8 protein-coding genes and 1 rRNA gene are annotated in these 11,029 nt (G+C 77.4%); all 9 read left to right on the forward strand.

All coding sequences use genetic code 11. The annotated features are described in order from the left end of the window. Positions 1-78: ribosomal RNA gene (gene rrf, locus KDL28_RS42440) — 5S ribosomal RNA — on the forward strand; the annotation flags it as partial. An 84-nt stretch (positions 79-162) separates the two neighbouring features. After that, on the forward strand, positions 163-3,756 hold the full coding sequence (locus tag KDL28_RS40970; RefSeq protein ID WP_256503538.1) for a hypothetical protein: 3,594 nt from the start codon (positions 163-165) through the stop codon (positions 3,754-3,756). After that, entirely contained in the window at positions 3,753-4,805 is a 1,053-nt protein-coding gene (locus KDL28_RS37790; protein ID WP_372497173.1) for an HAD-IIA family hydrolase, read from the forward strand. Before KDL28_RS40970 ends, KDL28_RS37790 begins: the two co-directional genes overlap by 4 nt. Further along, entirely contained in the window at positions 4,802-4,993 is a 192-nt protein-coding gene (locus KDL28_RS37795; protein ID WP_252446303.1) for a hypothetical protein, read from the forward strand. The genes KDL28_RS37790 and KDL28_RS37795 overlap by 4 nt, the downstream gene beginning before the upstream one ends. A 25-nt stretch (positions 4,994-5,018) precedes the next feature. After that, positions 5,019-5,813 carry a TlyA family RNA methyltransferase gene (locus KDL28_RS37800; RefSeq protein WP_252446304.1) on the forward strand — a complete coding sequence of 265 codons (795 nt, stop codon included), beginning with the start codon at positions 5,019-5,021 and terminating at the stop codon, positions 5,811-5,813. Positions 5,814-5,974: 161 nt separating this feature from the next. After that, a complete protein-coding gene (locus KDL28_RS37805; protein WP_252446305.1) occupies positions 5,975-6,886 on the forward strand; it encodes an NAD kinase in 912 nt (303 codons plus the stop codon). Positions 6,887-6,924: 38 nt separating this feature from the next. Then, a complete protein-coding gene (recN, locus tag KDL28_RS37810; protein ID WP_252446306.1) occupies positions 6,925-8,718 on the forward strand; it encodes a DNA repair protein RecN in 1,794 nt (597 codons plus the stop codon). A 153-nt stretch (positions 8,719-8,871) separates the two neighbouring features. Then, entirely contained in the window at positions 8,872-10,047 is a 1,176-nt protein-coding gene (gene steA / locus KDL28_RS37815; protein ID WP_252446307.1) for a putative cytokinetic ring protein SteA, read from the forward strand. After that, the gene (locus KDL28_RS37820; protein WP_252446308.1) at positions 10,048-10,962 is read left to right on the forward strand and encodes a copper transporter; all 915 of its coding nucleotides are present in this window, start codon (positions 10,048-10,050) and stop codon (positions 10,960-10,962) included. Positions 10,963-11,029 lie beyond the last annotated feature (67 nt).

The following is an 11,029-nucleotide window of genomic DNA, read 5'->3' on the forward strand; positions in this document are numbered from 1 at the left end:
CCGAACCCGGAAGCTAAGCCCTCCAGCGCCGATGGTACTGCACTCGTCAGGGTGTGGGAGAGTAGGTCGCCGCCGACATTCAACATTGGGGCCCGGTTCCGCTATTTGCGGAACCGGGCCCTTTTTTTGCGCGCGTTTTCGGGTGATCGAGTTGTTGGCGCGGTGCGCGAGGCCGACCGCCGGTGGGCGGCCCGGCGCCGCAGGTCGAGCGCTCTGTATCCTCGACAGGTGAGTATCGCGGATGGTTCCGGCGATAACCGTCCACGGCGAGACGACCGCGGCAGCGCACGGAACCCCAAGGACCGGAACGACCGCAGCGGCGGGCGCGAATCGCGCTCCACCGGCGGGCAGCAGGCACGCTCGGAGCGAGGCGACCGGTCCTACGGCGCCTCCCGGACGGGCAGCGGATGGTCGCAGCGCGACGATCGCCGCGGATCGGGCGACCGCTCGGGCGGTGCGCGCCGCGACGACAAGCGCGACGACAAGCGCGACGACGCTGGCCGCGACCGCCCGCGCCGCACCTGGCAGGACCGCGACGACCGTCGCCCCCCGCGCTCGAACGACAGCGGCGACCGCCGCGGCTCCGGCTGGTCCGCGCGGCCCGACCGCGGCGCGGGCCGGCCCGACGGGGGCGGGCGCTACGGACGCGACTCCAAGTCCGACGACCGCGGCGGCCAGGGCTTCTCCCGGCGCGACCGGGACGAGGTCGACCGCCCGGCTTCCCGCGGCGGTGGCTGGCGCGACCGCGACGACCGCTCCGGTGACCGCGGCGGCAGCCGCGGCAGCCAGGACCGCCCGAACGACCGGCGCGGCGGATTCCGCGACAACCGCGACGACCGCCCCGGCTACCGCGGCTCGACCGGGCGCAGCTTCGGCTCCGACGACCGCCGCGGCGGCCGCGACGACCGCGGCTCGGCGGGACGTGGCGGCTTCGGCTCCGACGACCGGCGCGGTCGCGACGACCGCGGGTCGACGGGGCGCAGCTTCGGTTCCGACGACCGCCGCGGCGGCCGCGACGACCGCGGCTCGACGGGGCGCGGCGGCTTCGGCTCGGACGACCGTCCGAGCTACCGCGACCGCGGGTCGACGGGGCGCAGCTTCGGCTCCGATGATCGACGTGGCGGCCGCGACGACCGCGGCTCGACCGGGCGCAGCTCTGGCCCGCGCGGCGGTCGCGACGACACCCGTTCCGGGGAGCGCGGCGGCTACCGCCGCGACGACCGTGGCGGATCGGGGCGCTCCGGTGAGCGCAGTGGCTACGGCCGCTCCGGTGCCGGCTGGTCGGACCGGACCGCCCGTCCGAGCGGATCGGACAGCGACCGCGGCGCGCGCGACGAGCGCACCGGACCGGGGTGGTCCGGCGGGCGCCGGAGCCCCGACCGCGACGAGCGCCGTGGCTCGGGCTGGTCGGGCAAGCGCGACGACCGCGGCGGGCGGCCCGGCTTCGGCGACGACCGTCGCTCCGCCGGCCGCGACGACCGGCCCCGCTCCGGCGACGACCGCCGCCGCGACCAGGACGACCGCCGTGACCGCGGCACCGACCGTTCCACCGACCGTGGTGCGGACCGTCGCGGCCCGAGCCGTGGCAGTTGGTCGGACGACCGCCGTAGCAGCGCTCGGGACGACCGGCCCGCCGCCGCTCGCTCCGACCGCGAGGACCGGCCCGCTGCCGGCCGCGCCGACCGCGACGACCGGCGCGACTCCGGCGCCCGCGGCGGCTGGGACGACTGGTCCCGCGACCGGCGCCCCAAGCGCGACGACCGCTCCGCCGACCGCCCGCGCGGCGAGCGCCCCCAGCGTGCCGGCAGCCGCAGCTGGTCCGATCGGCGCGACGCCGACCGGGCGGCCTTCGACCGCGCCGACAGCCCGGTCGAGGGCCCGGTCGACAGCCCGATCGACAGCCCGATCGACAGCCCGATCGACAGCGCTGACAGCCATGGCATCCCGGACAGCCCTGTCGGCAGCGCTCGCCCCGAGTCCGCCGACGTGGAGCGTGTCGAGGTGAGCCGGCCGGAACCGGCCACCTCGGGTGGCGCCGACTCCCGCGGTTCCGGTTCCGGTGCCGATTCGGGTGGCGTGGAAGCGGAGTCGGTCGGCGTCGACACCGCGGCGGACGTCCCGGCCGAGACCAAGGCCCAGAACGCCCCGGCCGACACCCAGGACGCCACCGGTGGCGAGTCCGAGGACGCGGCGGCAGTCGCGCGTCCCGAGCAGGACGACAGCGACGGGATCCGTCCGCCGCGCACCGAGGAGCGCCCCCGCGCCGAGGACCGCCCGCGGTCGGCGGACCGGCCGTCCTACGGCGACCGCCGTCCGCCTGCCGGCGATCGCCCCTACGGTCGCGACCGCCAGGACCCGGCCCGTCGCACGGACCGGGCCGCCGGCAGGCGCGCGCCCATCGGGGCCCCGCCGCTGCCCACCTCCGGGCGCGGGCGGCCCGGTCAGGAGCGGCGTCGCGAGCTCGCCTCCGGCGCGACGGTCATCGACGAGCCGCCGCTGACCGACGCGATCACCTCCGGCCAGCTGGACGCCGAGGTCCGCCGCGACCTGCGCGGCCTGCAGAAGGACACCGCCGAGCGGGTCGCCCGGCACCTGGTGGCCGCGGGCAGCCTGGTCGACGTCGACCCGGAGCTGGCGCTCGCGCACGCCCGGTACGCGCGGTTCCGCGCGTCGCGCATCGCCGCCGTCCGGGAGGCCGCGGGCATCGCGGCCTACCACGCGGGCGAGTGGTCCGAGGCGCTGGGCGAGCTGCGGGCCGCCCGCCGGATGGGTGGCGGGCCGGGGCACCTCGCCGTCATGGCCGACATCGAGCGCGCGCTCGGCCGTCCCGAGCGCGCCCTCGACCTGAGCCGCGGCCCGGAGGCCCGCGAGCTCGACCGGGCCGAGACCATCGAGCTGGCCATCGTGGCCGCCGGCGCCCGCCGCGACCTCGGTGAGCTGGAGGCGGCCGTGGTCGGCCTGCAGATCCCCGAGCTCGACCCGGCGAAGCGCCACCCGTGGAGCGCGCGGCTGTTCTACGCCTACGCGGACAACCTGCTCGCGGTCGGGCGCGAGGACGAGGCGCTGCAGTGGTTCATGCACGCCGCCGACGTCGACGACGCCGGCGAGACCGACGCCGACCAGCGCGTCGCCGAGCTCACCGGCGAGGCCCTCCCCGAGGACGACGTCGAGTTCGGCCTCGAGGACGTCGAGGACCGCGACGACGACCCGGCCGAGGCCGTCCCCGACACCGAGGACGTCACCGCCGACGCCCCCGCCGCCGACGCTGCCGACAATGCTGCGGAAGCCGACGCTCCCGACGCCGACGCCGTGGAAGCCGCCGACGCCGTGGAAGCCGCCGACGCCGTGGAAGCCGCCGACGCCGTGGAAGCCGACATCGCCGACGACGCCGCTGTCGACAGCCCGACCGACGCCACCCCGACCGATGCCGCCGACACCCCGGCCGATGCCGCCGCCGAGCTGGCCACCGCCGACCCGGGGTCGGTCGTGGTCGAGGAGCGCGCTGCGGAGACCGAGGGCACCAGCGTCCCGGCCGCCGAGCGCACCCCGGCCGAGGCGACCGACGCCGAGCCCCACGACGCGGGGGACGCCGAGGCCGACGTCCCGACCGTCGTGGACGCCGACGGCGAGGTCGTGGTCGGTGCCAACGGCGTGGTGGTCGACCAGGAGGGGACCGACCGGGAAGCGGCCGACCAGGACGCGCCGGACCCCGCGGACGGGGAAGAGCGCGACGGCGGGGAGGCCACGTCCCGGTGACCGACATGCTCGACCGCTTCGACGTCCTGCTCGCCGACCTCGACGGCACCCTCTACCGCGGCCCGGTCGTGGTCCCGGGCGCCGCCGAGGCGGTGGAGGCGGCGGGGAAGCGCGGGGTCCGCACCTGGTACGTCACCAACAACGCCTCGCGCACGCCGCAGGACGTCGCCGCGCACCTGGTCGAGCTGGGTTTCCCGGCCACGGCCGCGGAGGTCGTCACCAGTTCGCAGGCGGCGGCGCGGCTGCTGGCCGAGCAGCTGCCGGCGGGCTCCACCGTGCTCGTGGTGGGCACCGAGGCGCTGGTGGGCGAGGTGGAGGCGGTCGGGTTGGCCACCACGCGGGAGGCGGAGGGGGCCGTCGCCGTGGTCCAGGGGCACAGCCCGGACACCGGCTGGCGCATCCTGGCCGAGGCCACGGTGGCGCTGCGGGCCGGTGCGGTGTGGGTGGCCTGCAACCTCGACCCGACCCTGCCCACCGAGCGCGGCCCGCTGCCCGGCAACGGCTCGATGGTGTCGGTGCTGCGCATCGCCTCCGGCCGCGAGCCGCAGGTCGCCGGCAAGCCGGGGCCCGCGCTGTTGGACGTGGCGGCCCGGCAGGCCGGGGCGTCGGCGCCGCTGATGATCGGCGACCGGCTGGACACCGACATCGAGGGCGGCCGGGCCGCGGGCATGGCGACGCTGCTCGTGCTCACCGGTGTCTCCGACGCCGTCGAGGTGCTGTCGGCGCCCCCGGAGCGGCGGCCGGACTACATCGGTGCCGACATGAACGCGCTCGACGCCGATCCGGATGATCTCGCACCGGGGGCGCGCGCCGGGTGGGAGGTCACCGTCGCCGATCGTGGCGAGCTGCGCCTGTCCGGCTCGGGTGACGCGCTGGACGCGTTGCGTGCGCTGTGTGGCGCGCACTGGGCGGCGGGCGGCGGTCCGGCCCGCGTGACCAGCGGCGGAGGCGACGCCGACCGGGCGATCCGCGATCTCGGCCTGGGCGGCGGTGAGATCGGCTCGGCTACGGTTGGCGCTGCCCCCCGCCCCTCAGGAGCCGATCGATGACCGTCCCCAAGCCGGGACCGCCGACGAGCGCACCGGCCCGCCCGGCCGACCCCCGCCAGACGGTCGAGCGCGCGGTGGCCGCGCTCGACGGGCTGGCCGACCGGCCGCTGGCCGAGCACGTCGAAGTGTTCGAGCGGGTGCACGCCGCGCTGGGTGAGGCGCTGGCCTCGCCGGCCGGCACCGCGTGACGGCGTGGCGGCAGGGACGACTGCAGTGCCCACCCGAGCGCGGCTGGACGCCGAGCTGGTCCGCCGCGGACTGGCCCGGTCCCGCCAGCAGGCCGCCGAGCTGATCGCGGCCGGGCTGGTCGACGTGCGCGGCGTCCGGGCGGGCAAGCCCGCGACGCAGGTCGGGCGCGACACCCCGGTCACCGTGCGGGAGGCGGGCGGGCGCGACTGGGCCTCGCGCGGCGCGCACAAGCTGATCGGCGCGCTGGACGCCCTGGACGTGCCGGTCGCCGGCCGGCGCTGCCTGGACGCGGGCGCGTCCACCGGCGGGTTCACCGACGTGCTGCTCGACCGCGGCGCCGCCGCCGTCGTGGCCGCCGACGTCGGCTACGGCCAGCTGGTCTGGCGGCTGCGCAGCGACGAGCGCGTCACGGTGCTCGACCGCACCAACGTCCGGGCGCTGGAGCCCACGGCCGTCGGCGGCCCGGTCGACCTGACCGTCGCCGACCTGTCGTTCATCTCGCTGCGCACCGTGCTCCCCGCCCTGGCCGCGTGCACCGCGCCGGAGGGCGAGCTGCTGCCGATGGTCAAGCCGCAGTTCGAGGTGGGTCGGACGCGGCTGGGCGCCGGGGGCGTCGTGCGCGATCCCGCGCTGCGGCTCGCGGCGCTCACCGAGGTCGTCGCCGCGGCCCGGGCCATCGGCCTGGTGCTGCGGGGAGCCACCGCGAGCCCGCTGCCGGGCCCGTCGGGCAACGTCGAGTTCTTCCTGCGGTTGGCCCACCGCGGCGCCGACACCGGCGACGCCACGCTGGCCGCGGCCGTCGAGGAGGGTCCGCAGTGACCGATGCCGTGATCGACTCAGGGATCGACCCGGGGATCGACTCGGGGGTCGAACCGGGAACCGGGCCGGCGGACCCACGGGGCGCCGCAGCGGTGACGCCGCTCGTCGGGCAGCCTTGCGTGCACGGGCTCTTCCGGCCCAGCATCCGCGGAGGACGTGACATGGCGCGCGAGGTACTGGTGGTCCTGCACGCGGGACGGGGCAAGAACCGCCGCACCGCCGCCGCGATCGCCCGCAGGCTGGCCGCGGCGGGCATCCGCCTGCGGGTGCTGGACGACGAGTGGGCCGAGGTCGAGTGCGACGGCCTGCCCGAGGACCTCGTCCCGCGCACCGTCGACGGGCTGCCCGGCTGCGCCGACGGCGCCGAGGTCGTCCTGGTGCTGGGCGGCGACGGCACACTGCTGCGCGCGGCGGAGATGGCCCGCCCGGTCGGCGTCCCGCTGCTCGGGGTCAACCTCGGCCACGTCGGCTTCCTCGCCGAGGCCGAGCAGGAGTCCCTCGACGCCGCCCTCGACGCGATCATCGACGGCACCTACGCCGTCGAGGAGCGGATGACCATCGACTCGGTCGTGCGGCTCAACGGCGAGGTGCTGAGCCGCTCCTGGGCGCTCAACGAGGTCGCGGTGGAGAAGGGCAGCCGGGAGCGGATCCTGGAGGTCGTGCTGGAGATCGACGGCCGGCCGGTCTCCGGCTTCGGCTGCGACGGCGTGCTGTGCGCCACACCGACCGGCTCCACCGCCTACGCCTTCTCCGCGGGCGGGCCGCTGGTGTGGCCGCAGGTGGAGGCGCTGCTGCTGGTGCCGAGCAACGCCCACGCGCTGTTCGCCCGGCCGATGGTGATCTCGCCGAGCAGCCACGTCGCCATCGAGGTCGACCCGAACGGGCCCAGCGCCCTGCTCGACTGCGACGGCAGGCGCACCGTGGAGCTGCCGCCCGGCGCCCGAGTCGAGCTGGCCCGCGGCGCGGTGCCGGTGCGCATGGTCCGGCTCGACGGCCAGCCCTTCGCCGACCGCCTCGTGCGCAAGTTCGACCTGCCCGTGCGCGGGTGGCGGGGCGCGCCGGACGGCGGTTAGACGCACGCGTGTCGGGCGAGCGCCGTACGCTTCGTCCCATGTTGGCCGAGATGCGGATCCGGGGCCTCGGTGTGATCGACGACGCCACCCTGGAGCTGGATCCCGGTCTCACCGTCCTGACCGGTGAGACCGGCGCGGGCAAGACCATGGTCGTCACCGGCCTGACGTTGCTCAGCGGCGGGCGGGCGGAGGCGTCGCGGGTGTCCAGCGGAGCGTCGCGCGCCATCGTCGAAGGGGTCTTCCACGCCGACGCGGCCGCGCTGGCGCTCGCCGAGGAGATCGGCGCGGACGCCGACGACGGCACCCTCATCGCCTCGCGCACGCTGTCCGCCGACGGGCGCTCCCGGGCCCACCTGGGCGGGCGGTCGGTGCCGGCGGCGGTGCTGGTGCGCCTCGCCGAGCACTCCATCGCCGTGCACGGGCAGAACGACCAGCTGCGGCTGCTGCGCCCCGCCGAGCAGCGCGCCCTGCTCGACCGGTTCGCCGGCGAGTCGGTCGCCGGCCCCCTGCAGCTCTACCGGGCCGTCCGCGAGGAGTGGCAGCAGCTCGGCGCCGAGCTCACCGAGCGCCGCGACAACGCCCGCCGGCTGGCGCAGGAGGCCGACCTGCTGCGCCACGGCTTGACCGAGATCGACGCGGTCGCCCCGTCGCCCGCCGAGGACGAGGAGCTGGTCGCGCTGGCCCGCAGGCTCACCGCGGCCGACGACCTGCGCGAAGCATCCGCCGCGGCCCGGGCCGCTCTCGTCGGCTCCGAGGACGGCGACCCGGACGCGCCCGGCGCGCTCGGCCTCGTCGGCGACGCCCGCCACCGGCTCGCCGCCGCCGACGACCCCGAGCTCACCGCGTTCGACTCCCGCCTCGGCGAGGTGCTGGCCCTGCTGGGCGACGTCGGCACCGAGCTCAACGCCTACCTCGACCGCCTCGACGCCGACCCGGCGCGGCTGGAGCAGGTGCTCGCCCGCCAGTCCGAGCTCAAGGCGCTCACCCGCAAGTACGCCGCCGACGTCGACGGCGTCATCGCCTGGGCCGAGCAGGCCCGGGAGCGGCTGGCCGGCCTGGACACCTCCGACGAGGCGCTGGCCGCGCTGGCCGCCCGCCGCGACGAGCTGGCCGCCGACCTGGCCGGGCACGCCGCCGCGGTCACCGCGGCGCGCACGGAGGCGGCCAAGCGGCTGGCCGAGGACACCACCGCCGAGCTGGGCGGCCTGGCCATGCCCGACGCGCGGCTGCTGGTCGGCGTCCTGCCCCGGGAGGCCGCCGCAGGCGCCGACGACGCGCTGACCGTGGCCGGGCGGCGGCTGGCCGCCGGCCCGGACGGCGTCGACGAGGTCGAGCTGCGGCTGGTCCCGCACGCCGGATCGGGACCGCAGCTGCTGCACAAGGGCGCCTCCGGCGGTGAGCTGTCGCGGGTGATGCTGGCCCTGGAGGTCGCGCTGGCCGGCGCCGACCCGGTGCCCACCATGGTCTTCGACGAGGTCGACGCGGGCGTCGGCGGCCGCGCGGCGGTGGAGATCGGGCGCCGGCTGGCCCGGCTCGCCCAGCGCCACCAGGTCATCGTGGTCACCCACCTGCCGCAGGTCGCCGCCTACGCCGACAGCCACCTCGTGGTCGACAAGGCCGCCCGGGGCGGCGGGCTGGTCCGCAGCAGCGTGCGCAGGCTCCCGGACGACGACCGCATCGGCGAGCTGGCCCGCATGCTGGCCGGTCTGGACGACACCGACACCGGTCGGGCGCACGCCGAGGAGCTGCTCGGCGCCGCGCGGGCGCACCGCGAGGCCGACCGCGCCGCCGCCGACCCCGCCCGTCGGGGTTCGCGCGCCGCCCGCGCGTAGGCACCGGCGCTCACGCGCGGTAAACCCCCCGATGCGGTGAATGCGCCCGTCATCGCCCTCCCCATCAGCGGTTATTGCCCGATCGGGAGCGGCGTGCCTGCGTAGCCGGACGGCTGCGGGCTGTCACAGTGCGCCCATGATGGTGGCGCGCTCATGAAGCTCTCTGACCTGCTGCACCGCCCCGCGCCCGAGCTGCCCGGGCTGGTCGCCGTCGCGCGCGTCGACCGGCGCGCCGACGCGCTGGCCCGCCGGGCCAAGCCGGGCGAGATCGCGGTGATCGACCAGCTCGACCTCGACCGGGCCACGGCCGACGCGCTCATCGCGGCCGGGGTCATCGCGGTGGTCAACGCCGCCCAGTCGATCACCGGGCGCTACCCCAACCTGGGGCCCTCGGCGCTGGTCTCCTCCGGCGTGCTGCTCGTCGACACCGTCGGGCCGGAGATCATGCACGCGGTCAAGGACGGGATGCGCCTGCGCATCTCCGACGGCGTGCTCTTCGCGGGGAAGAAGCGCCTCGGCGACGGCATCGTGCAGGACGCCGACTCGGTGGCCGACGCCATGGTCGAGGCGAAGTCCGGGCTGAGCACCCAGCTGGAGGCGTTCGCCGGCAACACCATCGAGTTCATGCGCCGCGAGCGGGCGATGCTGCTCGACGGGCACGGCGTGCCCGACGTCGACGTCGCCATGGCCGGGCGGCACGTGCTGGTGGTGGCGGCGGGCTTCGACCACGCCGAGCAGCTGGCCCGGCTGCGCCACTACATCCGCGAGTGCAAGCCGGTGCTGGTCGGCGTGGGTGCGGGCGCGGACGCGCTGCTCGCCGCCGGGTACACCCCCCAGCTGATCGTCGGGAACCCGGCGGGCGTCTCCAACGCCGCGCTGGGGTGCGGCGCCGACGTGGTGGTCCCGGCCGACCTGGACGGGCACGCCCCCGGGCTGCACCGCGTGCAGGACCTGGGCGCTGGCGCGGTGACGTTCCCCAGCTCGGCCAACACCGAGGACATGGCGCTGCTGCTGGCCGCGCACGGCGGCGCCGAGCTGGTGGTGACGGTGGGGCTCTCGGCCAGCATGGCCGAGTTCCTCGACCGCAGCCGGGCCACCAGCAACGCCTCGACGTTCCTCACCCGCCTGCAGGTCGGCGGGACGCTGGTGGACGGCTCGGCGCTGGCGACGCTCTACCGCAGCCGCGTCCCGGTCGGCGTGGTCTGGCTGATGGTGCTGGCCGCCGTCGCGGTCGGGCTGTCGGCGCTGCTGGTCTCCGACGCGGGGGACGCGGTGCTGTCGTGGCTCGCCCAGCTGTGGACCGGCGTGCTCGCCGGATCGGGGTTCTAGATGATCTCGTTGCGCTACCACGTCATCTCGATCGGAGCGGTGTTCCTGGCCCTGGCCGTCGGGGTGCTGCTGGGCGCCAGCGGCGTCTCCGACCGGCTGCTCTCGGCCGCGGTCAGCCAGGCGGAGGACCTCGACGGGCAGGTGCTGGCGCTGACCGCGGAGCGCGACCGGCTGGCCGGGGCGCAGCGCGGCGCGGAGGAGTTCGCCGCCCGGATCGGTCCGGCGGCCGTGCGGGGGCTGCTGCAGGGCAAGGCGGTCACCCTGGTGACCTCGGGCGCCGACCAGACCGACCGCGCGGCCGTGCTCGACCTGATCGCCACCACCGGGGCCGTCGTGGCCGGTGAGGTCGCGCTGACCCCGGCCGTCGGCGACCCGGCCCGCGCCGACCAGCTGCGCGAGCTGGCCGCCCAGCTGCTGCCGGCCGGCGCCCAGCTGCCCGCCGCGACCGACACCGGCAGCCTGGTCGGCGGCCTGCTCGGCGGCGTGCTGAGCGGCCCTGGTGCCGGCCAGCAGGCGGCCGAACCGGTGCTGGCCGGGCTGGTCGCGGCCGGGTTCGTCGCCCCCGGCCCGCCGCCCGCGCCCGCCGATCTGCTGCTGGTGCTCACCGGCGGCGCGGTGGAGGGCGTGGACGGCGGTGAGGCCGCCGCGGTCATCGCCCGGCTGGCGGCCCAGCTGGACCGCTCCGGGGCCGGGGCGGTGCTGGCCGGGCGGGCGGGTTCGGCCGACTCCACCGGCGCCGTCGGCGTGGCCAGGGCCGACCCCGCCATCACGGCCGGCCTGTCCACGGTGGACGACGTGCACAGCGGCACCGGCCGGGTGTCGGCGGTGCTGGCGCTGCGCGAGCAGCTCGACGGCCGCGCCGGCCGCTACGGGGCCGCCGTCACGGCCGCGGACGGCGCCTCCCCCTCCGCCTGACCCCCCCGGGGGGGGCGGGAGACGGGGGGGGGGGGGGGGGGGGGACAGGGGGCGGGGGGGGGGTGTG

This window comes from Pseudonocardia humida, from assembly GCF_023898865.1.
Classification (GTDB): Bacteria; Actinomycetota; Actinomycetes; order Mycobacteriales; family Pseudonocardiaceae; genus Pseudonocardia; species Pseudonocardia humida.

What these genes read in the sequence shown, in the direction of transcription:
- KDL28_RS37820 (WP_252446308.1), top strand. Translation starts at nt 10,048, where the DNA reads ATGATCTCGTTGCGCTACCACGTCATCTCGATCGGAGCGGTGTTCCTG.
- KDL28_RS37795 (WP_252446303.1), top strand. Translation starts at nt 4,802, where the DNA reads ATGACCGTCCCCAAGCCGGGACCGCCGACGAGCGCACCGGCCCGCCCG.
- recN (WP_252446306.1), top strand. Translation starts at nt 6,925, where the DNA reads ATGTTGGCCGAGATGCGGATCCGGGGCCTCGGTGTGATCGACGACGCC.
- steA (WP_252446307.1), top strand. Translation starts at nt 8,872, where the DNA reads ATGAAGCTCTCTGACCTGCTGCACCGCCCCGCGCCCGAGCTGCCCGGG.
- KDL28_RS37805 (WP_252446305.1), top strand. Translation starts at nt 5,975, where the DNA reads ATGGCGCGCGAGGTACTGGTGGTCCTGCACGCGGGACGGGGCAAGAAC.